Annotated in this window: 28 protein-coding genes and 1 tRNA gene; 14 read left to right on the top strand and 15 right to left on the bottom strand. The window is 57.3% G+C overall.

Translation table 11 applies throughout. The features are described from left to right. The first annotated feature begins 97 nt into the window (after window positions 1-97). The 5 genes from G512_RS0108525 to G512_RS0108505 all read left to right on the top strand — a co-directional run bounded on the left by G512_RS0108525 (window position 98) and on the right by G512_RS0108505 (window position 5198). The gene (locus G512_RS0108525) at window positions 98-1120 is read left to right on the top strand and encodes a UDP-glucuronic acid decarboxylase family protein (protein ID WP_051269138.1); all 1023 of its coding nucleotides are present in this window, start codon (window positions 98-100) and stop codon (window positions 1118-1120) included. Between the two features lie 21 nt (window positions 1121-1141). Continuing rightward, entirely contained in the window at window positions 1142-2170 is a 1029-nt protein-coding gene (locus G512_RS0108520) for a glycosyltransferase family 2 protein (protein ID WP_028481361.1), read from the top strand. A 107-nt stretch (window positions 2171-2277) separates the two neighbouring features. Continuing rightward, window positions 2278-3567 (top strand): flavodoxin-dependent (E)-4-hydroxy-3-methylbut-2-enyl-diphosphate synthase, encoded by a 1290-nt coding sequence (gene ispG / locus G512_RS0108515; RefSeq protein ID WP_028481360.1) that lies wholly within the window; start codon window positions 2278-2280, stop codon window positions 3565-3567. Then, a complete protein-coding gene (locus G512_RS0108510) occupies window positions 3557-4468 on the top strand; it encodes a bifunctional hydroxymethylpyrimidine kinase/phosphomethylpyrimidine kinase (RefSeq protein WP_028481359.1) in 912 nt (303 codons plus the stop codon). The genes ispG and G512_RS0108510 overlap by 11 nt, the downstream gene beginning before the upstream one ends. Then, on the top strand, window positions 4461-5198 hold the full coding sequence (locus tag G512_RS0108505; protein ID WP_228130491.1) for a DUF429 domain-containing protein: 738 nt from the start codon (window positions 4461-4463) through the stop codon (window positions 5196-5198). The genes G512_RS0108510 and G512_RS0108505 overlap by 8 nt, the downstream gene beginning before the upstream one ends. Here G512_RS0108505 and G512_RS0108500 read toward each other — a convergent pair. From G512_RS0108500 to G512_RS20415, 4 genes are all read right to left on the bottom strand, one after another. Further along, entirely contained in the window at window positions 5195-6214 is a 1020-nt protein-coding gene (locus tag G512_RS0108500) for a class I SAM-dependent methyltransferase (protein WP_028481357.1), read from the bottom strand. The genes G512_RS0108505 and G512_RS0108500 overlap by 4 nt on opposite strands. A 140-nt stretch (window positions 6215-6354) precedes the next feature. Continuing rightward, window positions 6355-7641 (bottom strand): L,D-transpeptidase family protein, encoded by a 1287-nt coding sequence (locus tag G512_RS20420; protein WP_073833053.1) that lies wholly within the window; start codon window positions 7639-7641, stop codon window positions 6355-6357. 234 nt (window positions 7642-7875) lie between these two features. Further along, entirely contained in the window at window positions 7876-8832 is a 957-nt protein-coding gene (locus tag G512_RS0108490; protein ID WP_028481356.1) for an acetyl-CoA carboxylase carboxyltransferase subunit alpha, read from the bottom strand. A gap of 168 nt (window positions 8833-9000) precedes the next feature. Beyond that, on the bottom strand, window positions 9001-9864 hold the full coding sequence (locus G512_RS20415; RefSeq protein ID WP_208974980.1) for a DUF3108 domain-containing protein: 864 nt from the start codon (window positions 9862-9864) through the stop codon (window positions 9001-9003). Window positions 9865-10192: 328 nt separating this feature from the next. Between G512_RS20415 and rpmB the strand changes: the two genes are divergently transcribed. Together rpmB and G512_RS0108475 are read left to right on the top strand one after the other, a co-directional pair. After that, window positions 10193-10492, top strand: coding sequence for a 50S ribosomal protein L28 (gene rpmB, locus G512_RS0108480; protein ID WP_028481355.1), 300 nt, complete (start codon window positions 10193-10195; stop codon window positions 10490-10492). Between the two features lie 19 nt (window positions 10493-10511). Beyond that, a complete protein-coding gene (locus G512_RS0108475; protein ID WP_208974979.1) occupies window positions 10512-11165 on the top strand; it encodes a queuosine precursor transporter in 654 nt (217 codons plus the stop codon). A 90-nt stretch (window positions 11166-11255) separates the two neighbouring features. Here the strand turns inward: G512_RS0108475 and G512_RS0108470 are convergent, their stop codons facing one another. The 4 genes from G512_RS0108470 to G512_RS0108455 all read right to left on the bottom strand — a co-directional run bounded on the left by G512_RS0108470 (window position 11256) and on the right by G512_RS0108455 (window position 15878). After that, window positions 11256-12296: an esterase-like activity of phytase family protein gene (locus tag G512_RS0108470; RefSeq protein WP_028481353.1), complete on the bottom strand. Its 1041-nt coding sequence runs from the start codon at window positions 12294-12296 to the stop codon at window positions 11256-11258. Next, complete coding sequence (cobT, locus tag G512_RS0108465) at window positions 12293-14191, bottom strand: cobaltochelatase subunit CobT (RefSeq protein ID WP_028481352.1); 1899 nt, start codon at window positions 14189-14191, stop codon at window positions 12293-12295. The genes G512_RS0108470 and cobT overlap by 4 nt, the downstream gene beginning before the upstream one ends. A gap of 7 nt (window positions 14192-14198) precedes the next feature. Further along, a complete protein-coding gene (gene cobS / locus G512_RS0108460) occupies window positions 14199-15188 on the bottom strand; it encodes a cobaltochelatase subunit CobS (protein WP_028481351.1) in 990 nt (329 codons plus the stop codon). Window positions 15189-15260: 72 nt separating this feature from the next. After that, the gene (locus tag G512_RS0108455) at window positions 15261-15878 is read right to left on the bottom strand and encodes a J domain-containing protein (protein ID WP_028481350.1); all 618 of its coding nucleotides are present in this window, start codon (window positions 15876-15878) and stop codon (window positions 15261-15263) included. A 126-nt stretch (window positions 15879-16004) separates the two neighbouring features. Between G512_RS0108455 and G512_RS0108450 the strand changes: the two genes are divergently transcribed. Continuing rightward, entirely contained in the window at window positions 16005-16265 is a 261-nt protein-coding gene (locus tag G512_RS0108450) for a BolA family protein (RefSeq protein WP_028481349.1), read from the top strand. Window positions 16266-16297: 32 nt separating this feature from the next. Here G512_RS0108450 and G512_RS0108445 read toward each other — a convergent pair whose 3' ends face one another. Genes G512_RS0108445 through G512_RS0108435 form a run of 3 tightly spaced genes read right to left on the bottom strand, consistent with a single transcriptional unit; the run spans window position 16298 to window position 19349 of the window. Further along, window positions 16298-17599, bottom strand: coding sequence for an HlyC/CorC family transporter (locus tag G512_RS0108445; protein WP_028481348.1), 1302 nt, complete (start codon window positions 17597-17599; stop codon window positions 16298-16300). Continuing rightward, complete coding sequence (gene aroB / locus G512_RS0108440; protein WP_028481347.1) at window positions 17596-18720, bottom strand: 3-dehydroquinate synthase; 1125 nt, start codon at window positions 18718-18720, stop codon at window positions 17596-17598. Before aroB ends, G512_RS0108445 begins: the two co-directional genes overlap by 4 nt. After that, the gene (locus G512_RS0108435) at window positions 18717-19349 is read right to left on the bottom strand and encodes a shikimate kinase (RefSeq protein ID WP_028481346.1); all 633 of its coding nucleotides are present in this window, start codon (window positions 19347-19349) and stop codon (window positions 18717-18719) included. Before G512_RS0108435 ends, aroB begins: the two co-directional genes overlap by 4 nt. Before the next feature lie 196 nt (window positions 19350-19545). On the opposite strand from G512_RS0108435, the gene G512_RS23040 reads away from it, so the two are divergent. Continuing rightward, window positions 19546-19680, top strand: a complete 135-nt coding sequence (locus G512_RS23040) for a histidine kinase (RefSeq protein WP_208974978.1) — start codon at window positions 19546-19548, stop codon at window positions 19678-19680. A gap of 5 nt (window positions 19681-19685) precedes the next feature. Continuing rightward, window positions 19686-20618 (top strand): site-specific tyrosine recombinase XerD, encoded by a 933-nt coding sequence (xerD, locus tag G512_RS0108425; protein WP_028481345.1) that lies wholly within the window; start codon window positions 19686-19688, stop codon window positions 20616-20618. A gap of 43 nt (window positions 20619-20661) precedes the next feature. Here the strand turns inward: xerD and G512_RS0108420 are convergent. Beyond that, window positions 20662-20748, bottom strand: a tRNA-Leu gene (locus G512_RS0108420). A gap of 199 nt (window positions 20749-20947) precedes the next feature. On the opposite strand from G512_RS0108420, the gene G512_RS0108415 reads away from it, so the two are divergent. After that, a complete protein-coding gene (locus tag G512_RS0108415; protein ID WP_028481344.1) occupies window positions 20948-21526 on the top strand; it encodes a YqaA family protein in 579 nt (192 codons plus the stop codon). Window positions 21527-21536: 10 nt separating this feature from the next. Continuing rightward, entirely contained in the window at window positions 21537-22073 is a 537-nt protein-coding gene (locus G512_RS0108410; protein ID WP_208974977.1) for a disulfide bond formation protein B, read from the top strand. An 88-nt stretch (window positions 22074-22161) separates the two neighbouring features. Here the strand turns inward: G512_RS0108410 and ppa are convergent, their stop codons facing one another. Beyond that, window positions 22162-22701, bottom strand: coding sequence for an inorganic diphosphatase (ppa, locus tag G512_RS0108405; RefSeq protein ID WP_028481342.1), 540 nt, complete (start codon window positions 22699-22701; stop codon window positions 22162-22164). A 210-nt stretch (window positions 22702-22911) separates the two neighbouring features. Between ppa and G512_RS20410 the strand changes: the two genes are divergently transcribed. Both G512_RS20410 and G512_RS0108395 read left to right on the top strand, forming a co-directional pair. Next, window positions 22912-23415: a hypothetical protein gene (locus G512_RS20410; protein WP_051269132.1), complete on the top strand. Its 504-nt coding sequence runs from the start codon at window positions 22912-22914 to the stop codon at window positions 23413-23415. 339 nt (window positions 23416-23754) lie between these two features. Beyond that, window positions 23755-24144, top strand: coding sequence for a DUF2794 domain-containing protein (locus tag G512_RS0108395; RefSeq protein ID WP_028481341.1), 390 nt, complete (start codon window positions 23755-23757; stop codon window positions 24142-24144). An 8-nt stretch (window positions 24145-24152) separates the two neighbouring features. Here the strand turns inward: G512_RS0108395 and G512_RS0108390 are convergent, their stop codons facing one another. After that, window positions 24153-24476 carry a hypothetical protein gene (locus G512_RS0108390; RefSeq protein ID WP_028481340.1) on the bottom strand — a complete coding sequence of 108 codons (324 nt, stop codon included), beginning with the start codon at window positions 24474-24476 and terminating at the stop codon, window positions 24153-24155. Window positions 24477-24577: 101 nt separating this feature from the next. Then, window positions 24578-25333, bottom strand: coding sequence for a Bax inhibitor-1/YccA family protein (locus tag G512_RS0108385; protein WP_028481339.1), 756 nt, complete (start codon window positions 25331-25333; stop codon window positions 24578-24580). Window positions 25334-25377 lie beyond the last annotated feature (44 nt).

The following is a 25377-nucleotide window of genomic DNA, read 5'->3' as shown; positions in this document are numbered from 1 at the left end:
TCGGGGGCAATATTTGATGAGGCCAATAAACAGTCGATTATGGGTATGATTATCTGTTAAGACGCAATTTAATCGAATCATCCTGAACCGGGGCTCTATGGAAAAAGAAGATCGTCTGAAGCCCGTTTGGCGTGCTGCACCCACGCCGCGGCATGTTGTGATTGCTGGTGGCGGCGGCTTCATTGGCACCAATCTCACGCGACGCCTCCTTCAGGATGGGTACCGTGTGACGGTGCTGGAGAACTATTACAGTTGTGCGCCCGGCAATCTGCAGGAGTTGATGCAACACCCGGCTTTCACCTTGCGCAGCCACGACATTACAGAAAGTGTGGTTGCGTTGGATCTTGGAGAGGTGGATGAGGTTTATAATCTCGCGTGCCCTGCTTCGCCGCCCCATTATCAGCGTGATCCCATTTTCACGTTGAATACATGCTTTAACGGCACCAGGCATTTGCTGGACCTGGCTGTTCGTGAAAACGCACGCTACGTGCAGGCATCCACCTCGGAAGTCTATGGAGATCCGCAGGTGCATCCGCAGCCCGAGAGTTATTGGGGTTATGTCAACCCGGTCGGCATAAGAGCTTGCTATGATGAGGGAAAGCGGGTTGCCGAAGCATTGTGTGTGGAGTATGCGCGGCAGTTCGGCGTCGATGTGCGTATTGCGCGCATTTTCAATACATATGGCCCTCACATGGATCCCAATGATGGTCGGGTTGTGTCAAATTTCATCGTGCAGGCGTTGCGTGGACAGGATTTGACCGTTTACGGCAACGGCTTGCAGACGCGTTCCTTTTGCTTCGTCGATGACATGATTGCTGGCCTGCGTGCGTTGATGCAGGTTGCAGACGCGCCGAACGGGCCCGTAAATCTTGGAAATCCTGCGGAATTCACGATGTTGGAGTTGGCGGAGCTTGTTCTCGAGCTTGTGCCATCGCGGGGGCGTTTGCTGCATGAGCCGTTACCGCAAGACGATCCACAACGTCGGCGACCGGATATTTCCCGCGCACGTGCCCTTTTGGGGTGGCAGCCCGAGGTGTCCCTGCAACAAGGCCTCGCGAAAACTGTCCAGTACTTTGATGGACGTTTGCGCGCCGAAATGGCATTAGCTACGCAAGGCTAAAGCAACAATCGGAAACTTGACATGGATTCGGACTTCGCGCAGCCGGTACTGCCAACCGTGCTTGTGGTGCTGGGAAATTATCGCCAGAGCGATTTCATCGCAGACGCGCTTCACTCAATCAAAAATCAGAGCTATCCGTATTTCAAATGTGTCGTGGTTGATGACAATTCTGCCGATGGATCGGCAGAGACCATCGTCCAATTGCTCGAAGCTCTGGATGATGAGCGCTTCAGTTTCACACAAACATCAGAAAACAGCGGACAGATGGCGGCCATGTTGCACGGTCTGGCGCAAACTGATGACGGTGACTTTGTCGCCTTCATGGATGCTGATGATTTCTGGCGGGAAGATTATCTTTTGTGCCATGTGGCGATGCATCTGAACATCGTGCAGCCGGTTGCAGTTACGTCTTCCAACATGTTCATAACCGATGGGAACAAACAGGTTCAGGGCGCGTTTCGGTCCGCCCGTAATGTTCGCCGGATTGCCGCACGCACTCTGGACGTTGCTGTTCTTTTCAATCGCGGGAGTTTGTTGGAACGCTTCGACTACCCGTTCGATTTGGACGGGCAGTTGATTGTTGATGTGGAACCCGGTTGGATATGGTCTGCAACATCTGGCATGGTGTTCAGGCGGGCGGCGGTAGAGGCGTGTGTACCGGATCATCCTGAAAGCATACCCATCTGCGCTGATGCCTTTCTGGTTCAGGCAGCGCACATGTTGGGGGGCACGCTCTGGATACAGCAGCCCTTGGGCTACTATCGCGTTCATGGGGATAACGGCTTTTCCAAGGGGCGTTTAACCGGTCTGTCTGGCTTGAGCGGCAACACCCGACCGGACGTTCAGATGGCTATAGAGGCGGAGCTGGCTGCGTGGGTAGATCGCGCTCGCACGGTGTTGGACAACAAACACCGATATCGTGAGATCCTGCGACGACGGAAGGTTGTGGCTCTTCGCGCACGCGAGCCTCAGTGGCTTTATCGGACGGTCGCCTCCGTTTTCAAGCGATATTTGGGTGTGAGGGATTGGTTGAAGCGCAAAAGGTATTAAGTAGTATCCCGAGTAGCTCTCAGGGAGAGATCCGCCGGATCTATTGACAGGTCCGTGCTGATACGGCACTCCCTGTGTTAACAAATTGCACTGCCAATGGACCGAACATGACCAAGTCTGCCGGGGATTACTTTTCCAAACCATTTCCAAGACGCAAATCCGTCGGGGTCAACGTCGGCGGCGTAACGGTTGGGGGGGACGCGCCAATCGTTGTCCAATCCATGACCAATACGGATACGGCGGACGCAGATTCAACGGTGGCGCAGGTTGCTGCCCTTGCCCGCGCCGGATCGGAACTCGTGCGCATTACTGTGGACCGTGATGAAGCCGCCGCTGCCGTGCCGCGCATCAAGGAACGCCTCGAGCGCATCGGCATCAATGTGCCGCTGATTGGTGACTTTCACTACAACGGTCACAAGTTGTTGACGGACCACCCCGGCTGCGCTGAGGCGTTGGACAAGTACCGGATCAATCCGGGCAATGTTGGCTTCAAGGCCAAGCGGGACAAGCAGTTTTCCCAGATCATCGAGATGGCGCTGGAGTATGACAAGCCGGTTCGTATCGGCGTCAATTGGGGCTCGCTGGATCAGGAGTTGCTCACCCATCTGATGGATGAGAACCAGGAAAATGGCTCGCCGCTGACGGCCGAACAGGTGATGCGCGAAGCGATCTGCCAATCCGGCTTGCTGTCAGCGCAGCGGGCTGAAGAGCTGGGATTGGGGCGGGACAAGATCATCCTGTCGGCCAAGGTATCCCAAGTTCAGGATCTGATCGCTGTTTACACCGATTTGGCGCAGCGCTGCGATTACGCTCTGCATCTGGGCCTGACGGAAGCCGGGATGGGGACGAAGGGGATTGTGGCCTCTGCGGCGTCCATGGGCGTTTTGTTGCAACAGGGGATTGGTGACACGGTACGTGTATCGCTGACACCGGAGCCCGGCGGAGACCGGAGCCGCGAAGTTCAGGTTTCTCAGGAGCTTCTTCAGGTCATGGGCTTCCGGAGTTTCGTGCCGGTGGTGGCCGCCTGTCCTGGATGTGGGCGGACAACGTCAACCGTGTTTCAGGAACTGGCGCAGGACATTCAGGGGCATATCCGGGACAACATGCCGATTTGGCGGGAAAAATACCCCGGTGTGGAAGGCCTGAATGTGGCCGTGATGGGTTGCATCGTGAATGGACCGGGCGAATCCAAGCACGCTGATATTGGCATTTCACTGCCGGGCACAGGGGAAGAACCTGCTGCGCCCGTGTTTATTGATGGCAAAAAGGCTGTGACGTTGCGCGGGCCGAATATCGCAAATGAGTTCAAGGATATGGTCCTTGACTACATTGAAAAGCGGTTCGGCACCGGTGAAGCCTCCGCCTCTGATGACGAGTTATCCTCTGATGTCGCTTGAACGTTTTGTGAAGAACAAGCCAGCTACGCCACCCCCGAGTGCGGACACCGCCTCGGGGGTTGTTTTGCTGATTGGTGCGCAAAGCGTGCGCTGTGGCGGTGCCGGGACAGCCGCTTTTGTGCTGCAGCGATTGGGCTTTCAGGTATGGCATGTGCCTACTGCACTGGTTCCTTGGAGTGAGGCATTTGGTTCCTGCCCAGAAGTCGCCGTGCAATATGCTGATTTTAAGGCGCTTATTGACAGTTTGATAGCAGCTCCATGGCTGAGCGAGGTGCGTGGGGTCTTGTCCGCTCAACTTGCCAATGCGGCGCAGGGGGCTGAGGTGGCTCGGTTGGTGCGTGCGGTGAAAGAAAAGCGGACAGAGGCCAAGTTCGTGTGCGCCTCAGGGGCTCGTGTTGGGCGGCAGAGCTCTGATCTGGCTTTTTTTGAAATGCTGACACAAACACTTGTCCCCCTTGCAGACTGCATGTTCCTGAACAGCGCTGAGTTAGCTCAGCTCAGCGGTTTCTCGACCGACATGGAGCAGGATGCCGTCGCCGCGGCGCGTTGTTTGGGCAGCGCCCTGACGGTAATAACGTCGGCTCCGGCGCTGAGGCGCAATTGCACCGCGAACATTCTTGTTGAACCGGGGCAGGCGACCATTGTGGAGCACGCCCAAGTTGCCAACGCCCCAGAAGGGGCCGGCGGGGTTTTGGCTGCATTGTTTTATGCCCGCCTGCTGGAGGGGATGGATCCGGTCTCTGCTGTGAAAAAGGCAACCGCTTCGGTGTTTGAACTGGTGGCGCGCTCGGTGAAAATGCAGGGAGATGAACTTCTTATCCCCCAAAACCAGGCGGTGCTTTTGCAACCAATGGCCTTGATCAATGCCCGCCGCATCATGGAGGCGCCTGCGCGTGCTTGACACAAAACCGGTGGTCGTTGCTGGCGTTGATGGGTGCCGCAGCGGGTGGTTGGTTGTGCTGCGACAGGTGACGGGCACACCTGCGTTCGATTTGCGCGTTTTTGAAAGATTTGCGGATATTCTGCGTTTGGATCCAGCGCCGACCAAAATAGCGGTGGACATGCCCATCGGCCTGCCGGATCTGATAGGGACAGGCGGTCGTGGAGCCGAGCAAGCCGTGCGCCCCCACTTGGGTATGCGCCAGTCCACCGTGTTCTCAATTCCATCTCGGGCAGCTGTGTACTGTGAGGAATATGGTGCCGCCTGCGAAGCTGCGCTGGCAACGTCCTCTCCTCCCCGAAAGGTCTCCAAACAAGCCTTCAATCTGTTTCCAAAAATCCGTGAGCTGGATGAAGTTATGCACCCTGACCTGGAAGAGACTATCTTCGAAGTGCATCCGGAGATGGCGTTCTGGCGACTGAATGGAAAAACTCCCATTCCGCTGCCGAAAAAGGTGAAGGGAAAACCCTATGGCGCAGGCCTTGATATGCGACGTGACTTGCTTGAACGGTTCGGATTCCCGCGCAGTTTTTTGGATCAAGCGCCTCCAAAGGGCACTGGCCGAGATGATGTGCTTGATGCCTGTGTGAATGCGATCATCGCTGAAAGGCTCTACCACGGCGAAGCTGAGCCGTTCCCGCACGACTTCCGGCGCGACGGGCGCGGTTTGCGCATGACCATCTGGGCCTAGTTGATGCGTTCCGCGACAATTGCCAGATCGTTGGTTGGAATGCGCGTGTATTGCGCCAGCAGCTCCTCCGGATAGAGGTGAGGGTTCGAGAGTACGCTGTCCGGCGTGGACACGTGGGTTACGCGGAACTTGGTCTGTGCCATGATATCCAGCAGGCTTTTCAGCGAAAAATGGAGGGTATGTGGCTCAAATAATATTCCATCCCGGCTACCTGCTTTCAGCCGGTTGATGTGGTTGGCGCCGTCGGGCACGAAGACAACCAGTTTTCCTTCAGCAGTGAGCACCCGGTGGAATGCCGCGAGCGTTTCCCTCAAGGTTTCAGCGGCCAGATGCTCAAGAACGTGACTGGCGCAAATCGCATCAACCTGCAACTCTGGTTGGTCAAGGGTCGTGACATTGACGCCGAGTTCGTTTTTAAGAATCTTGATTGAATAGGCATCGCTCTCAACGGCATGTTTTGAGTGAGAGACGGACTCGTTGAGCAAGATGCCGACGCCGCAGCCGAAATCGAGAATGGACCTTTCCGGGCTGTCGCCAGCCAGCGACAAGATCAAGCGCGCGCGGTCTTGCATTCGCGCATAGGTCTTGCTGGAAAGAAAGTCGTTGTCTGGTGAGAAGAAGGCCTTCCCGGAGGTGCGGAATTGCTGCACGTCATGGGCATACTGGGCCTTGTAATAGTCATCCAGATTGAAGGTGGTTCTGGGCACGTATGCACATCCGCAGTGGGTGCAGCGAACCAGCATGAGAGTTGAGAACAGGTGGCTGCGTTGGGGGTAGGACCCAACCTCCATGGTATCGTTCTCAAGGCACTCGCAAATCCTGTGTTCCGTCAAGTTCGGCAGAGAGAGAAAGTGTGGCACGGCTTCACGCAGCCTCATCAACTCGCCGGCGTTGGTGTCATAGCGCTTCTTGAAGTGCGTGAGGTTTGTCCGGATGTCTTCAAAGTACTTGGCTTTGAACAGGCTTGTCTGGCACTTGTCCAGACTGTCGAGCGCCTTTTTGTAATGTGTGCTCAAACCATCCCCCCATCGCCAGTGGCCGCTTACTCAGCAGCACTCTACCTAGAAATGGTGCGGTGACAATTTTGAGTTTTGGTACCCGTGTTTGAACGGGTTGCGCGCCGGGCTGGATCAGCCCGGCTGTTCATGGCGTTGTGTCATGGCTTGGCAATCGGGCGCGGCGCATCGGGGGCAGGGGTGCCGATCTGAGCCACGTTTGCCTGTCTTGGCGCGTCCTCTGAGCCGAAGGGGAAGATGCGCTTGAAGAAACCGAAAGCGCGGGAGTCTTCATCCTCATTCTCGGTGCCGCCTGTATTCGGTTGGGCATTGAGCGCCAAAGGTTCCACTTGTCCGGCGCTTTCTGCCGGAGCAGATGCAACCGCGGTGGGTGTCGGCGCGTTCTGACGTTCACCCGTTGGTGCGGTTGTCGTTTGGCGCGCGGTCGCTGTTCTGGTTGCCGTTGCAGCGGGTGCGGTTCCGTTTGTGCTGTTGTCTTCATCCGATCCAAAGAACGCTGCGATGGCTGCGTTACGGCGCTCACGCTGTTCTTCAGCCAAAATGATCTTGGCCATTGCCTCGGCGTCGCTTTGCTGCTTGCGATTGAACGCCATGGCGATCCCCGGCGGCAGCTCATATTGGGGGCAAGTCGCGCGCGGAGCGAAACGGGCACCTGGTTCTGTGGGCTGGGCATTGAACACATATTGCCCGTCGCACACGTCAATCTTTGGTGGAACCTGTGCCACCTCAAAGTGGTCGTAGCCCTTCTTCAGCATCTGCCAGAATTCGAAGTGCTTGTTGTCGCGGTGACGCGCCATGTTCTCCGGTGTCATGCGAAATGGAAACGCCTGTACCTGGAAATCGCGCTGACCGCCCTTGAAGCTGTCCCGCGCCAACGCGTAGATGTCCGCCATTTGCTCGTCTGTCATGGCATAGCATCCCGCAGAGGAACAGGCCCCATGAACCATGAGATGAGAGCCGGTACGATCATGGGCGCGGTCAAAAGCGTTGGGATAGCCCAGGTTGAAGGAGAGATAATAACTGGAGTTCGGGTTCATGAGGCCGGGTGTTACAGTGTAGAACCCTTCAGGGGCCTGACGGTCCCCTTCCTTGAACTTGGGGCCAAGCTCCCCGGACCATTTGCAAATATCAAAGGTTTCCAGAAGCGCATACTTGCCAGAGCGCTTTTGCTTCCAGATTTCCAGTTCGGATTCTTCCTTGAAGATGCGGACAAAAATGGGCGAGGTCTTTTCCATGTCCTGCGCCTTTATTTCTCGCTGCAGCGAGGCGCTGACTGGACGCATGTGCTTGGGGTCGGCAAATTCGCCGGCCTGACAACCTGCAAGCACACCAACAAGGGCCACCATGGCCAACTTGCTCAAGATGCCTGATTTGCAAGATGTGCTCCACCCCGATGTGCCCCACCGGTGACCGAAAACCCGTGTCATGCAGCGCGCCCCTTTTGCGTTTTCCGCGGTGTGTGACGCAGTGGCCCGACCACTGCCTGCGCAGAAAATCTTAGGACAGGTATAGTTGATAGGTGGTTACCCGTCGAGAGAACTGGCAGTCCCTGTGAGTATTCTGAGGGTAAAATCTCACTGTATTTTGGGAGGGAAAAGGCTTCAAACAAAAAAGGCACCGGAAACCGGCGCCTTTTCAAATAGTTATGGCTATGGGCCACCTCAGCTCAGATTCCGACCAATGCGCAGGAACTTTTCGCGGCGTTCCGTGCGCAGGGTCGCGCCGTCCTTTTGCCCAAGCGTGTTGAGCGCGTTCTCAATGGTCTTGCCCGTGTTATGAATAACACTTTCCTTGGCCCGGTGCGCCCCGCCGATGGGTTCGTCGATGATCTCATCGATCACTTTCAGGTTCATCAGGTCCTGCGCAGTAATCTTCATGTTGGTGGCAGCATCCTGCGCCCGGGCGCTATCGCGCCACAAGATGGATGCGCCCGCTTCCGGGGAGATCACGCTGTAAATGGAATGTTCGAGCATGGCGACGTGGCTCGCTGTCGCGATGGCAATTGCGCCGCCAGAGCCACCCTCGCCAATAACAACCGAGATGCTGGGAACCGTCAGGCCAAGGCACGTGTCTGTCGAGCGGGCGATGGCTTCCGCCTGGCCGCGCTCTTCTGCGCCGATGCCGGGATAGGCTCCTGCCGTATCAACAAAGGAAATAACCGGGATGCCAAAACGATCCGCCAGTTCCATGATGCGAACGGCCTTGCGATAGCCTTCCGGCCGCGCCATGCCGAAGTTCCGCTTCAGGCGGCTTTCCGTATCGTGGCCCTTTTCCTGTCCCAGCACCGCAACGGATTGCCCGTGAAACCGGCCGAAGCCCGCGATGATGGCGCTGTCCTCGGCAAACTTGCGGTCGCCCGCCAGGGCCGTGAAGTCCGTAATCAAGCCGCTGATATAGTCGGCAGCGTGAGGGCGATCCGGATGACGCGCGATCAGTGTCTTTTGCCACGGTGTCAGCTTTGAATAGATGTCGCGGAGCGCTGCATCTGCTTTTTCCTGAAGACGGGCGATCTCGTCATCAACGTCAACCGCTTCGCCACCTTCGGCCAGGACCTTGAGTTCCTGAACCTTGCCTTCAAGGTCGGCAACGGACTTTTCAAATTCTAGATAACTGCGCATATGGTCATTCACTCGTAGCAATAAGCAGGTTCAACCTGCCTTGTCAGGCAAGGAACCGCGCATGAATTTTTGGCGCGACACTGGCGATCAAGGGGGCTTCTGTCAAGATGTACTGGAATAAAACTGGGTGCAGGCCCTGCAATGCGCAATAGCCTGCCGCCAATTTTGCTAGTTGTTGGTCTTTGACGCCGTGTTGAGTGACGACACCATATCCAGGCGCTCGGCCTGAATGAGCAACTGGCCGGTGGAGGTGGGAATGCTGATACGGTAGGGGATCAGGACGCGGGAGGAAGAGCCTACAGGCGCGAACCAGGCTTCCATGTCTCGAGCAGCAGCCAGCATCTTCACATTCTTGCGTTCTGGGCGGTGACCGGCGACAGGGGTCCATTTCACCTTGCACACTACCACGGCGCCCTCATAGCCGCGGCCACTGACCGTTTTTGTGGTCTTGTATTCCAACTCCACATCGAACCGGGTCCAGCCATCATAAATGGGCAGCTTGCGATCGCAGACGGATTTATCCAGTACCTTGCTGCGGCTGTTTACGGGAATAACGGCGGCACTGAGGGGATCCACGGCGTTGCGCTTGTGCCGGTTGGTCATCTTGATACGGGTCTTGGAGGGCTTGAACTGGGGAATGACTTCCGCCTTGCGAATGTGCCCGGAGCCTTGGCGCAGGTTTACGAAGAAATCTCGGTTTGCCGCAGTGGACGCCATGGTGTAGCGCGAGGGCAGAACCCGTGAGCCGCGCAACCAGCCGGTTGCTTCCGCGCCGCCCTTGCCTGTGGAGAACAAGGTGCCGATGCCCGCAGGTTCCATGCCGACCTTGGCGGAGTAGGCGCTGCCTTGCAAAACAAGCGACAGGGTGCCTCGACCCACCGTGAAACCGGCTATGGAAATGTCATAGATACCGCCGACCTGTTCCGTCTTGGCGTGGGATGTTGTGGATAGTGTTGTAAAAAGAAGTACACCGAAAACACACGCAAGAACCTGACGCACAGGGGATTGCGCCCAATACTTTTTAAGGAACACGATGCGATACCTCCATGGCCCCGTTGTTTTTATGTGGGCGTCCGACCTTTTCCGGGACGGGGAGAGTGTCCCAGAGAATTCTTGACGAAGCTACCTGTACAAGGTAACGCCGAGGTTAAGAAGGCGAGAAATCTTTCCGGGTGCTTGAAATCGCGCGCGGACTCGTGCAAAGCCTTGACGAAATCGGCTGTACTCTTTATAGCAAGCCGACTTTTCATTACAGCGCCGGATGTGGCACCGCTGGACTCAGTCAAGTCCGCGACCTCCCCGGTTTAACACAATCGCCCCCTGAAAATGGCGGGCGCGCTAATTAAAAAGGGTGACCCTCATGGCACGCCGCTGCGAACTGACCGGCAAAGACGTGATGACTGGCAACAACGTCAGCCACGCAAACAACAAGAACCGTCGTCGTTTTCTGCCAAACCTGTGCAACGTTTCTTTGATGAGCGAAACACTTGGCGAAACCTACAAGCTGCGCATCTCCGCCCATGCTCTGCGTACCGTTGAGCACCGCGGTGGTCTGGATGCATTCCTGCTTAAGGCTGTTGAAGCTGAGCTGTCCCCGAAGGCACGCCTGCTGCGCACCGAAATCAAGCGTCGTCAGTCTGCTGAAGCAGCTGCTGCGTAATTTGCGTGTGATGCGCCCGATGACAGCAGCGAAGACAAATACCGCTCGGCCTGTGGCCCTTGGAATTATGGCGATGACCATGGTTGTGGTCGCGTCCAATGTTCTGGTGCAGTTTCCCGTTCACGGGATGCTGGCAGGTGTCAATCTCGCTGATTTGCTCACGTGGGGCGCGTTCACCTATCCGGTCGCTTTCCTGGTGACGGACCTCATCAACCGCCGGTTCGGCCCGCAGGCCGCGCGTCGGGTGGTTTATGCCGGTTTTGCCGTTGCTGTTGCGCTGTCCATCGTGCTGGCCACGCCGCGTATTGCGCTGGCGTCGGGAACCGCGTTCCTGTTCGGCCAGTTGCTGGATGTGGCCGTATTTGACCGGCTGCGGGGCGGCGCATGGTGGAAGGCGCCTGCTGTGTCTTCCACGGTTGGGACCGTGTTGGACACGATCCTGTTTTTCAGCATTGCCTTTGCGGCCAACTTTGCCTTCCTCGGATATCACGATGATTTCGCGGTAGGCGCTGCGCCGTTGCTCGGTGTGTTTGCCCTTGAGGTGCCGCGCTGGGTTTCCTGGGCGCTGGGCGACTTCTCCGTGAAGGTGCTGGTGGCCATGGGCATGTTGGTTCCTTACCGGTTGCTGTTGATGTGGCTGAGCCCTTCTCCGAATTCCACGGCTCAAGGGTAAATGCCGGCTGACTGGCAAGTGACAGATTTAAAAAAGGCTCCGCTCTCGGCGGGGCCTTTTTTGTGTGCGCAAGGTGGTGATTGGCTTGGTTTACAGGGTCACTTCGAAGCGCAGCAGCAAGGTGCGTTGAAGCAGGCTGCGGTTGTCATCCGACATCAGGGTGAGGATCACGGTGTTATCTTGGCGCGCGTGTACGGCGGCCACTTCCATATTGTCGATCTGGTGGCTGAAATCTGCGGTGTAAAGCATTCTGCCCTTGATCTTTGCACCGGCCTGCAACTCGTTGGCCGGCACGAGGCGCAGGCGCATTTGCAACCCTTCACGCAGGTTGAACAGTCGTTCCAGAATCAACAGATCGCCTGAGGGAAGAAACGCTGCATCCGTGACATCGAAATTGCCATCGCGCAGCACAGAAAACGAGGCGGGTGTCCCGGCACCCAAAATGAAGCCTGTTCTGTGGTCGGTCAGGCTGCGTCCGCGTTCGGCTATAGCGATCAGCTTTCCGGCATGCGGTGTGTCCGGCAGACCTGCGGCAAGTGCTTCCAGTCCCTTGTTACCACCAAGCTTGTGCACGGCCTCCGGCACCTGCAGTTTCGTTGCCTGTGGCGGCAGGTCCCGTTCCTTCGCTGGGTAAGCGAACAGTCCGCCACGGCCTTCGTAGCTGGCTATCAGCCGTGGCGGGCTGGTTGATCGGTCCAGCGTGAGGGCCTCCACATCCGATTTTGCGCTTCCTGGGAGCGGCGCGCCTCGTTCGTCGAGCATTGGGGCGATGACCCCATCGCTGACACTGAGTGGGCGCCCCAGACGATTCTGACGCAGATTGAAGCGTATCCAGTAGCCGCCATCGGTGACGGTTGTGAAATGCGTGCCATCCTGTGAGACAACACCACCGGAAATGCCACCAAACTGCCGTTGGCGCGCCCAAAGTTGCAACCCGCCCAGAAAACGGAAGGGCCCGAACTGGTCTTGGGAAGCATCCGCCAGATTGAAATGCGTGAGCGGTTTGCTGTTTATGGTGAAAGATCGGAAATCTGTGGCTGCGTTTGCAGGAGCCGCTGCAAAACCGGGCAGGACGGACGTGGCAATCCCGGCTCCCATTCCGCCGAGGAATGATCGCCGGGAAAGTGTCATCCGAATTTACGCCCCCGCCGCGGGCGTTCGGCAGCCGGGGTCTCATCGAAAAGATCAGCCAACTGGTCGGTCATGGCCCCCGCCAACTCTTCTGCATCCACAATGGTAACGGCACGGCTGTAATAGCGGGTGACGTCGTGGCCGATGCCGATGGCAATCAGCTCCACCGGTGAGCGGGTTTCAATTTCCTCGATCTGACGCCGCAGATGTTTTTCAAGGTAATTGCCCGGGTTGACCGACAACGTGCAATCGTCCACCGGTGCGCCGTCGGAAATCATCATCAGGATGCGGCGTTGTTCGGGGCGCGCCAGCAGACGCTTGTGAGCCCAGTCCAGCGCTTCACCGTCAATGTTTTCCTTCAGGAGCCCTTCGCGCATCATAAGGCCAAGGTTGCGCTTGGATCGGCGCCATGGTGCGTCTGCGGATTTGTAAATGATATGCCGCAGATCGTTCAGGCGTCCCGGATTGGCAGGCTTGCCGGCTTCCAGCCAGGATTCGCGCGATTTGCCGCCTTTCCAAGCCTTGGTGGTGAAGCCGAGAATCTCGACCTTCACCCCGCAGCGCTCAAGGGTGCGGGCCAAAATGTCGGCACAGGTTGCGGCAACCGTGATGGGCCGACCGCGCATGGAGCCAGAGTTGTCCAGCAGCAACGTGACAACGGTATCGCGGAACTCTGTGTCCTGTTCCCACTTGAACGCCAGTGGTTGCAGCGGATCAATCACCACCCGGTGGAGCCGGGCGCTGTCGATGATGCCTTCCTCCAGATCAAAGTCCCAGGAGCGGTTTTGTTGGGCCATCAGCTTGCGTTGCAACCGGTTGGCCAACCGTGAGACGGCCCCTGACAGGGTAGAGAGCTGCTTGTCGAGAAATCCGCGCAAGCGATCGAGCTCTTCCTGATCACACAGGTCCTCGGCCGTCACGGTTTCATCAAACGCCCGCGTAAAGACGGCATACTCTTCTTTGGGAGGCTGATTGCTGAAGGGCAGATCCTGACGGTCCTGCGTGCCGGGCTCTTCGCTGTCGGCCGCCATGTCCTCGTCGCTCATCTGCTCCATGGAGCTTTCATCACCCTCGGTCTCGCCGGCCTGCTGTTCCTCACCAGAAAGCTGCTCGTCCTGAGCGGGAGCTTCCTGCTCGCCTTGATCCTGCTCGGCATCGCCGCTGGTGTCGTTGCGATTGTCCGGCTCCTCGGTACTACCCTCTTGTTCCTCAGGGTCTTCCTGAGGATCCTCGCCGATTTCATCGGCCATATCGAGATGGGACAGCAGGTCCCGGATCTGCAGGGAGAACTTGCCTTGGTCCTCGACGGTAGTGGCCAGATTGTCCAGATCAGGCCCAGCCTTGTCCTCCACCCACGGACGCCATAGCTCAACGAGCTTTTCGGCGCTCTTGGGCGGTTTGCGACCGGTCAAACGCTCTCGCACCATCAAGGCGACGGCGTCTTCCAACGGTGCTTCATCACGGCTGGAGACCTGTGCCAGGTCCTTGCGGCGGTACCGCTCTTCGAGCATGGCATCGATGTTGTCGCCAATGCCGACCATGCGCTGCGACCCGAGAGACTCGCAGCGTGTTTGCTCGACCGCGTCATAGATGGCACGGGCGTTCTCGCCTTTGGGGCTGAAACGGGCATGGGTGGCTGCGTTGTGGCACGCACGCCGCAACGCCATGGAGTCCCCCTGGCCACGGGTGATGTGAATGTCGCGCATGGTAAAATTGCGCGGCAATTCCTGTAGCCGGATCTTGTTGCCCGCCATACCCGCCGGGTCATTGCTGAAGGCGACCTCAAGCTCGCTGTCGGCGGAAAGAGCTTTGACAGCCGAGCCGATGGCCTGCTTCAGCGGCAACGTGGCGGGTTTGTTCTGCCTGCCGGGGTTGCTGTTGCTGCGACCTGCCATGAGCGCCTCAACTCAGCGCAACGTTGGCGGCAGATTCCGAGAGCTCTTCCCCAAAGCAACGCTGATAGAACTCAGCCACCAACGCTTGTTCCATGTCGTCGCACTTGTTCAGGAACGTGACGCGGAAAGCAAAGCCGATATCGCCGAAAATCTCCGTGTTTTCCGACCAGGTGATCACGGTACGCGGGCTCATGACGGTGGAAATGTCGCCATTTATGAACGCGTTGCGGGTCAGATCTGCCACACGCACCATCTTGTTGACGATGTCGCGCCCCTGCTGGGTGTTGGCATAATGCGGAGACTTGGAAAGCACGATCTCCACCTCATTGTCGTGAGGCAGGTAGTTCAGCGTGGTGACAATGGACCAACGGTCCATCTGGCCCTGGTTGATCTGCTGCGTGCCGTGATACAGCCCGGAGGTGTCGCCAAGACCAACGGTGTTGGCCGTCGCGAACAGGCGGAACGCAGGGTGTGGGCGGATGACCCGGTTCTGGTCCAGCAGGGTCAAACGGCCGGAGACTTCCAGCACACGCTGGATCACGAACATCACATCCGGCCGACCTGCGTCGTATTCGTCAAACACAAGAGCCACGTTGTTTTGCAGAGCCCACGGCAAAATGCCGTCCTTGAACTCCGTGACCGTCTTGCCGTCCTTGATCACGATGGCGTCCTTGCCAACAAGGTCGATACGGCTGACGTGGCTGTCGAGGTTGACGCGTACGGTTGGCCAGTTCAGGCGCGCGGCCACCTGCTCAATGTGGGTGGACTTACCCGTGCCGTGGTAGCCGGTAACCATGACGCGGCGGTTGCGGGCAAAGCCTGCCAGAATGGCCAGCGTCGTGGTTTCGTCGAAAAGGTAGTCCTTGTCCAGTTCCGGTACGTGCTCATCCGGCTGGGAGAAAGCAGGTACAGTCAGGTCGGAATCGATCCCGAAGACTTCGCGAACAGATACTTCAGTGTCGGGAAGTGTTTCGGGTGCGTAAGTTGAATCTGTCATCTGTCCTCCAAAGCCCGGCGCCTGCAGGCGGCCGGGTGGAAATTCCTAGGTCTTGGTGCGCACAGCGCGTGCTTAACACAGTCCGGCCTTTTTCAAGGTATTGTAGGCCTGAATAATTTCTCGCAATCGATCTTCTGAGGACCGGTCTCCACCGTTGGCATCCGGATGGTGTATTTTCACCAGTTCTTTATAGCGCGATTTGATCTCCTGACCACGGGCACTTGTGCGCAAGTTCAAAGCTTCAAATGATCTTTTCTCAAGTGCGAGAACCTTGCGCTCGGGCTGCGCCCGGCGTCGGCGCCCTGTTCCTGCGCCCCGGAACACCTCATGTGGGTCCTGATAGGTGTCGTCGTCAACCCGTGTGCGGCTGCCGTCGCGGGCGGCCGCGCCTGCTGCCGAGTTGACGCCCATCTTCCACGTGGGGCGGTGTCCGGTCACGGAATCGCGGTGATAGGTGCGTACAGTGTCTTCGTCCATACCGGAGAAGTAGTTGTAACTCTTGTTGTAGGCTCGCACGTGATCGACGCAAAAATGGAAATACTCTCCCTCCCGATCGCGGCCCTTGGGAGCGCGATGGGTGCCCGCTTTGGTGCAGCCCTCCCATTCGCATTGCGGATGGCGCGTCTCTTGCTGGCGCTCTTTATCCGGCTTTACGCGAATGCTGTCGAAAAGGGATGAATTCAGCTTCATTGTCTGTCATTCGAAATTGCGTTGAGTTCCTCAGGTCCTGACCAAACAGAACCGAACTAGATAGAAGCAACGCCCGCCGCAACGCAAGGCCTTGACCCCTCATTCATCTCAGGGAATACAGGGTATATGAGCATGAAAGACACGATAGCAAGCAAGCTAACGGCCGAGTTTTCGCCTAAGCTGCTCGAAGTGATTGATGAATCGCATCTGCATGCGGGCCATAGCGGCTGGCGCGAAGGGGGCGAGACCCATTTCCGGATCAGGATAGTTTCCACAGCCTTCCAGAACCAGAACCGGGTGGCTGTTCACCGGATGATCAACAAGGCGTTGTCCGAGGAACTGGAGCAGCGGGTTCACGCTCTGGCGATCGACGCCCGCGCGGAATGAGTGTTGCGCGGGAGTCGGAGCGGAGCCCTGGCTCAAGTCTTTGACGCGGACCCTCGGGCCTTGGGCTTGGTGACCGGCAACATGCGCAAGCGGGTGATGCGGTTCTTTTCGCGTTGAAGCACGGTGAAGCGGAAACCGTGGAACGTGAACACCTGGCGTTCTTCCGGAATCATCTTCGCCTCGTGGATGACAAGGCCGGCAATTGTTGTTGCCTCTTCATCTGGCAGTTCCCAATCAGTTGCGCGGTTCAAGTCGCGAATTGGCACCGAGCCGTCCACAATGACGGATCCATCGGCCTGCGGGTTGAGGCCAGGCAGTTCGATGTCATGCTCGTCGGCGATTTCGCCTACGATTTCCTCAAGGATGTCCTCAAGGGTGACAAGGCCCATGACTTCACCGTACTCGTCAATGACGAGGGCAAAGTGGCTCTTGCGCTTGAGGAAGGCATTGAGCTGGCTTTGCAGGCTGGTGGTGTCCGGGACGTACCAAAGCGGCGTGATGACCTTGGAGATGTCCAACTGGTTGGTTTCGCCCTTGACGGTGGCCAACGCCCGCAGAACGTCCTTGGCATGGACCAGACCAACGAAATTGTCGGGCTCATCACGCCACATGGGAATGCGGGTGTGTGTGCTGCCAAGGATCTCGTTGACCAACTCTTCCGGCGGCATGTCCACGTTCAGCGCGAACAGCTTGGTGCGGTGGACCATGACATCAGAGACTTCCAGATCGGCCAGATCCAGAACACCGCCGATGCGGTCCTTCTCATCCTTCACGATGCCGCCTTCCAGATGCTGCAGGTCCAGCGTGCCACGCAGCTCGTCATGGGCCGACAGAACGGAGGCGTTATCGTCCACGCCAACGCCGAGAAAGCGCAGAATGTGGCGTACGATGAACTCGATCATGGCCACGAGCGGGCCGAAGATCGCCACAATGACGCGGATTACAGGTGCCACGGCGGTGGCGAACTTGTCCGGGTCGGAGATGGCCCATGTTTTTGGCAGGACCTCGGCGAAGATCAGAACCATCAAGGTCATGATCAGGGTGGCGTAGGCCACACCTGCATCGCCGAACAGCTTCAGCAGCACCGAGGTGGCCAAGGCTGAGGCAAAAATGTTGACGAGGTTGTTGCCCAGCAGCAAAGCACCAATCAGGCGCTCACGGGCCACAATCAGTTTGGAGACAATGGCGGCCTTGTTGTTGCCTGACTTCTCCAACTGATGCATGCGGGCGCGGGAGGCGGCAGTCAGGGCGGTTTCGGACCCTGAAAAGAACGCGGACATGAACAACAGCAGGAAAATGAAGCCGACGGATGCCCAAAGTGGAAGATCTGTCATTGAGCTAGTTGCTCCTCAAGAAAATCTCGAAGCGGGGCGGGATCGACAGCCTTTTCCTGAAAAGACTGCCCGATGCCGCGCGCCAGAATGAAGGTCAACTGACCACGGCTGACCTTCTTGTCCTGAGCGATCAGGTCCATAAAGGTTTCAAGCGGGGGAAGTTGACCGGGAATCTGGCTTATACGTGTGGGCAAACCCACAGTTTTCAAGTGGTTCTCGACCCGCACCGCATCTTCCGGCGCACATAAATTCAAGCGAGCGGAAAATTCGAAGGCCATGACCATGCCGATACTCACGCCTTCGCCATGAACAAGCCGGGCGCTGTCATAGGCCACAGCCCCTTCCAGAGCGTGGCCGAAGGTATGGCCGAGATTGAGCAGCGCCCGTTGGCCTGCCTCGCGCTCATCTGCCGCAACCACGGCGGCCTTGGCCCGGCATGAGTGAGCCACGGCCTCATCGCGTTCCTCGCCTCCGGCAAAGATGGCGCTGTGGTTGTCTTCAAGCCAGGTGAAGAATGGCGCGTCGTTGATCAGGCCGTACTTGGCAACTTCGGCGTAACCGGCGCGGAATTCGCGGTCCGACAAGGTGTCCAGAATAGCCGTGTCCGCCACGACCAGTGACGGCTGATGGAAGACGCCGATGAGATTCTTGCCATGCCGGGAGTTGATACCGGTCTTGCCCCCCACGGAACTGTCGACCTGCGAGAGCAACGTGGTGGGGACCTGGATGAACTTCATGCCCCTTCTAACAACGCCGGAAACGAAGCCGGACAGATCACCCACAACACCGCCGCCGAGAGCGAGAACGGCATCGCCGCGCTCCAGCCGCAGGGCGAGGATGTCATCCACCAGTCTCTCGAAGATCTCGAAGCGCTTGGTTTTTTCACCCGCAGGAACCGTGAGTGTATCGTATTCGATGGCGGCAGCGCGCAAACTGGTTTGCAGGGTGCCCAGATGCAGGTCGGCGACGGTCTCATCCGTGATGATGACCACCCGGCTGCCGGGAACCTGAGCTGCAATGAGCGCGCCTGTGGTTTCCAGCAGGTTGCGGCGGATCAGGATCGGGTAGGTGCGATCTCCCAGATCCACCGTCACGGTTTTGATGGCAGTTTCTTGTGTCACGATTCCGGTCCCGTTGTATCCGGCGCAGGCGCCGCGCCTTCTTGCAAAGGCGGCAGGTTGGCTTCCAGCGCCTTGAGGATTTCTTCCATCACGGCCTCATGGCTTACATCACGAGACCAGATGGTCATGTCAGCCTGCGCGTAAATCGGTTCGCGCTCTGCCATGAGCTTCTTCATGGTGGCTTCCGGATCTGGTGTCTTGAGCAGCGGCCGGGTGGGCCGTTTGCGCACACGGGCCATGATGATGGGCAGTTCAGCGCGCATCCACACGGAAATGCCGTTGGTCTTGATGTTGTGCCGTGTGTCGTCGTTTATGAATGCCCCGCCGCCCGTGGCCAGCACTTGCGGACCTTCCTGCAACAGGCGGGCGATCACGCGCTTTTCCCCGTCGCGAAAGTAGGCTTCCCCATGTTCAGCAAAGATTTCGCTGATGCTGCGATCTGCCGCCCGTTCAATCTCTGTGTCGGCATCGATAAAGGGCAGGGACAAATACTGCGCCAGCCGACGCCCCACTGTTGACTTGCCGCAGCCCATGATGCCCACCAGCACAATGGATTTGCCATGGAGACGCTTTGTTATGTTCGCAGCCCGTTTTCTGCGGACTGCCGCCTTCTTCTCAATGGCGGTCACGCTGCACCCTCATCAACTTGTCTTCTCAATTTGCTTTGACCTTAACTCACTGGGTTCTGTCAAGGCGTGATGCACATCTTGCAACGGCGATCTGCTTGATGTGGAGGCGGTAAACAGTCTATTTTCCAATTTCCTCTAGTACTGTCGGGAGCAGGGCTGGTGCCGCTGCCATGAGACGGGAGTTCGCTGGGTCGCCATGCCTACATTAACACGGTTGCTTTCCTTGATCGGTCTTGGTGTCATCACCGTGGTTCTTGCCATGTATGCCCTGTCCACCTTCGTGGAACCGACACCGCGAGAAATCACGGTTTCCGTCGAGAAGGACTGGTGAGCACCATGCGGGCAAGTCACGAAGCGGAAGCCTTTTTCGAGATGCTCGCCGTGGAGCGAGACAGTGCGTTCAACACGCTGGAAAGCTACCGAACCGATCTTGAGGACTATGACAGCTATCTTGCGCGGCAGAAACGGACGTTGATCGAAGCGTCTACAGATGATGTGCGTGGCTACCTGATCGAACTGACGGATCGCGGTTTTGCAGCGACGTCACAAGCCCGCCGGTTGTCGGCGTTACGCCAGTTCTATCGGTTCTGCTATGCGGAGGGCTGGCGTGAAGATGACCCCACACGCACCATTGCCACGCCGAAAAAGGCGCACAGCCTGCCCAATGTTTTGAGCGAGGCGGAAGTGGACCGACTCATCGGCTTGGCCGAATCCGAAGCGCAGAAGACCCACGACACCGATGCCAAACAATTGCGGGCTTTAAGGCTCTATACGCTGCTGGAGGTTTTGTATGCCACAGGGCTGCGTGTGTCTGAGCTGGTGTCCTTGCCGGTCAATGCGGCACTGCGGGACAGCCGTTTGATTACCATCCGCGGCAAGGGCAACAAGGAGCGGGCCGTGCCGTTGTCCCGACGGGCCCAAGCGGCCATGAGCGAATATGTGCGTCAACGTGCGGCCATGGGTCGGTATGCGGACAGTGTATGGTTGTTTCCCAGCCATGGGGAAAGCGGGCATGTGACACGTCAGGGATTTGGGCGCGATCTCAAGGCGCTGGCGGTGCGGGCCGAGCTGGATCCGGCCAAGGTGTCGCCTCACGTGCTGCGCCATGCCTTTGCTTCGCACCTGCTTCAGAACGGAGCCGACTTGCGGGTCGTCCAACAGCTGTTGGGTCATGCGGATATTTCCACAACCCAGATCTACACGCATGTTCTTGATGAGAGGCTGAAGCAGATTGTGGAACAATATCATCCACTTGCTGACCTCGGCTGAGTGCCGGTTGCAGCCACTTCATTTGTCATGAAAGAGAAAGTGGTGGTGCCCCTGGCCCGACTCGAACGGGCACTCCGGTGAAGGAAACGGATTTTGAATCCGTCGCGTCTACCAGTTCCGCCACAGGGGCTAGCTCCTGAAAGCTCGGTGGACTATAGCGATAAGATTTGCGAGGTCAACGGGGGGGTTACACCAAATCACAGCTAAAGATGCATTGTTGGGGAGCATCTGTCATATTTCGACGGTAAAAGGGTGTTTTGTGGTAGGGGATCTTGCCGACCGCATGGCGACGGCAGGGCGTTTTTTCTTTCAGGGGCAAAAGCCAAAGCATGATACGTCGACTCTATGACTGGACCCTTTCGCTGGCCTCCGGGCCGCGGGCACCCGCCGCGCTGGGCACGGTGTCATTTGTTGAAAGCTCTGTTTTTCCCATTCCGCCGGACATTCTGCTCATTCCCATGGTTATCAGCCAGCGGGCCAAAGCCTGGTGGTATGCGCTGATCTGCACGATCACATCCGTTTTGGGCGGCATTCTGGGCTATATGATCGGCGCGGTGCTCTATGTGCAAGTAGCTGAGCCGATTCTGTCGTTCTATGGCTATCTGGACAAGTTTCAGCAATTTCAGAATCTGTTTGAAACCTGGGGGTGGTGGTTTGTGTTTTTCGCCGGTCTCACTCCCTTCCCCTACAAAGTGATCACAATTGCCAGCGGCGCCTTTGCGTTGAACCTGCCAATCTTTATTGTGGCCAGCATCGTTTCGCGGGGACTGCGCTTTTTCGTGGTTGCCGGCCTGCTCTACTTCTTCGGGCCTCCTATTCGCACCTTCATTGAAAAGCGGCTCGGGCTTGTGTTTACTGTGTTTGTGGTGCTTCTCGTGGGCGGTTTTGTCGTGATCAAGTTCATCTAAGGTCCTGAAAATGGAATATGTTACCCGCTCCTTCTCCTATGCATTGATGCAGCCAAAGAAAGTGGCTGCGGCCCTTGTTTTGCTGGGCTGCGTGGTGGCGATTGCCATGGCGTGGGGATTCCAGATGGCCGGTTATCTGCCGTGTCAGCTTTGTCTGGCGCAGCGTGTGCCGTATTACATCGGAACGGCGGTGGCCGTGGTGGCGCTGGGTTTTGCGCTCACCGAACGCTATACGTGGGTGACATCTGTTTTGTTGCTCGGACTGGCGGGGCTGTTTCTTTATGGCGGTGCGATCGGCATCTATCAGGCAGGTGCCGAATGGGAGTTCTGGCTTGGTCCCAATGACTGCGGCGGGCCGGTATCTTCCATCAATGATGCATCCGCCATGCTCAATGTGCTGAATGAAACCCGCGTTGTGAGCTGTTCCGTGCCGGCGATCCGCATCTTGGGATTGTCGTTTGCCGGGCTGAATGTGCTTTATTCCATCGGCATGACATTCGTGGCTCTGTGCGGGGTGCTGCTGCGTCCGCGTCGAGACGTCGCATAACGCGACGCTGTTTGATGCAAGTGATGAAAAAAGCCCGCCAGCTGAATTGAGCTGGCGGGCTTTATTATGGGGTATACCAGAGCGAGGCTTACTTGTCGCCTTCCGCCTTGTAGCGCTCAATGGACTCCTGAATCATGCGCTTGGCTACTTCTGCACCATGAATACCTGCGATCCGTACCCATTTGTTGGGCTCCAGATCCTTGTAGTGCTCGAAGAAGTGCTCCACCTGCTTGATTGTGATTTCAGGAAGGTCTTCGATGGACTTCACGTTTTCATAGCGACGGGTCAGCTTGGTGCTTGGCACTGCGATGATCTTCTCGTCCTGACCGGACTCGTCTTCCATCACCATCACACCGATCGGGCGGCAGTTCATGACAGCGCCAGGGACGATCGGGCGTTGGTTGACGACCACAACATCAATCGGGTCACCGTCGCCGCACAGGGTTGAAGGCACAAAGCCGTAGTTTCCGGGGTAGCGCATCGGCGTGTAGAGGAAACGGTCGACGAACATGGCGCCGGACTCTTTTTCCATCTCATACTTGATTGGCTCACCGCCGACCGGCACCTCGATGATGACGTTCACATCCTCCGGCGGGTTTTTACCAACAGGAATGCTTTCAATACGCATTTATGTATACTCCGTTTTGAATTGGTGCCTGTATTGCAAGGGTCACGAGATGTTGCAACCTGATTTTTCGGATGATCCGCGATACTTTGGTGCTCCCTGCACCATCACCATGGATTTTTTATGAATGGAGACCGAATGCCTCGATTTTTATGGGATCCAGTCGTGTATTGTGCGCTTCTTCTTTTTTCACTTCCCCTCAAAGCAGAGCCAATGGACCGGATTGAAACCGGCTTGAACCTGATTGGCGACTGTCAGTTGGCGAAAATTTATGACCGGGAATCCGCAGCCGAGTGGCTGTGCGAGGGCTATCAGGACATACAGGTTTGGGTGTCTGGCGGTCAGGAGCGGTTTTATGTGAGCTTCGGCGCAGCGGCCGATGAGGAGCCCGCTGCCTTTCAAACTCTGGAGCCGCGTAACCAGCCCGGAGAGCGAGTGGAATGGGTGCTGGAAGATGGGCAGCCGGTTGCCACCATATTGCGATGGTTCACCCAGGTTCAGGAGGGCCTGAAGCGTACCAGCATTTATCGAGGGGAGGTGCTTGTTGTCACGCAGCTGGGAGAGGGGCAAACCTGTCACATCGGCTATATTGATGCGTTGGCAACGCAAAACCCCTATGAGTTGGCGCGGGACACTGCGCGGCTTCTGGCCGGTATCTGGGATTGCCAGCAAGCGCCCAAATTGTTGGGGCGTGGCGGTCGATCTCTTGGATTTTGAGGGAGGCGGCCCGTACGACCGTTGTCTTGCAGGAGGGGTGAAAGTTCGACCTCACCATCCTTTGAGGGGGGGAGGGGGCATCGTCAGGGGTATCTGATGAGGCCGAACTCTCATTGGCAACAGTGTCACTATCGATTTTCAAGATGGCTGCTCAATGTCCCAATTAAGTCAAAACTGAGATACTTCAGAGGAGACTTTCTGACAAAATTTCGTAGCGTAAGGCGGGAGTTTGGGCGTGATGGCGGGTCTATGCTTGCGGGATCGGGATGAATATCGCACTCTGATTACTTAGCCAGGGTGTCATAGCCCGTCCTATCCGGATCTCACCGCGGAGGCACTATGAGTGATGGTGATGAAAGCGTGATCGCGAGCGATGCTCCAGCCACCGTGCTGTCCAGCGTCGCTCCCTCTCGAAAATCCCAGAAGTTGCCCGTTTCCTTCCATCGCACCGAACTTGACCTGATCCTGCGGCTTTATGGCCGTATGGTAGCTGCCGGCGAATGGCGGGACTATGCCATTGATCATGGGGCAGAGCGCGCGGTTTTTTCCATTTTCCGACGAAGTAGCGAAATGCCTTTGTACCGAGTTGAGAAAAACCCGAAGCTTGCGCGCAAGCAGGGCGCCTACAGTGTTGTGGGGGCTGGAGGCGTGATCTTGCGGCGCGGTCATGACCTGAGCACAGTATTGCGTGTGTTGGAAAAGAAGCGCCACCTGCGTGTCGTCGATTAGCGGCTGAGCTACAAATCTGGAAACACAGCCTTGACCATCGCCGCAAGTTTTGGGGCAAGTGGACGCGACTTGCCCGAAAGCAATGTGGCGTGCGGATCTGCATGTTTGCGCAGCGTATACAGAAACGGAAGCTGCAATATCGCCACGGGCAGGAGCCCGAAGGCAAACGCCGGATGCAGGCCGGACAACAGGAACAACAGGATAAAGGTTCCGGCAAGGCAGCTCCAGAACAAGACCACGGCTTTCATCGGAGCTTGGTCATGGTAATCGCGGAAGCGGTAGACGGTTCGCGCATAAGGGCGAAACAGGGGGCCTTTAAATGGGTGTGACATGAGGTCTTGATGTCCGAGCAATAAAGGGCAGCAGGTATGAAAAGAGCCCGGAGTGGGGGCTCCGAGCTCTTTGGTCTTTTTCTCGGCTTGGCCGTTCGCGGTTACTCGCGATTGCCAAACAGGGACAGCAACATGATGAACAGGTTGATGAAGTCCAGATACAGACGCAGAGCGCCCATTACAGCCTTCTTGCCTGCGGAATCAGCACTGTCGGACGCCGCATACATTTCCTTGATCTGCTGTGTGTCGTAGGCGGTAAGGCCTGCGAAAACCAGAACACCGATCACGGAGATGGCGAACTGCAGGGCAGAAGATGCCAGGAACAGGTTCACCAGCGACGCAATGATGATGCCGATGAGGCCCATGAACAGGAAGGAGCCCCATGCAGACAGGTCCTTCTTGGTCGTGTAGCCGAACAGGCTCAGTGCGCCGAAGGACGCTGCGGAGATGAAGAAGACGCGTGCAATGGAGTTGCCTGTGTAGACCATGAAGATCCACGACAGGGACAAGCCCATCAATGCGGCGTAAATCCAGAAGGTGGTTTGAGCCGCGCTTGCGCTCATTTTATGGATGCGGGCGCTCAGGAAGAAAACGAGACCGAGCGGCGCCAGCATGACTACCCAGCGAAGTGGGGTGGTGTAGATTGCTGCACCAAATGCGGTCAGCTGGCCGGTCGCTCCATCAACGGCCATATTGAAACTTGCCAGCGCAACCAGACCTGTGATTGCGACGCCAAGGGCCATGTAATTGTAGACGCGGAGCATGTAGGCGCGCAAACCAGCGTCATAGACACCTGCATCGGCGCGAGCGCCGGCCATACCAAACCGCTGCGTGTTATTGCGGTCGAAGGTCGACATTTTTCGAAAACCTCTCTCTTGGTTCAATACAATCGGGTGACCTC

Origin of the sequence: Pseudovibrio exalbescens DSM 16456 (genome assembly GCF_000422785.1) — a bacterium.
Lineage (GTDB): Bacteria > Pseudomonadota > Alphaproteobacteria > Rhizobiales > Stappiaceae > Pseudovibrio > Pseudovibrio exalbescens.
The sequence above is the reverse complement of the archived record's forward strand: the minus strand, read 5'-3'. Positions and strand labels throughout refer to the sequence as shown.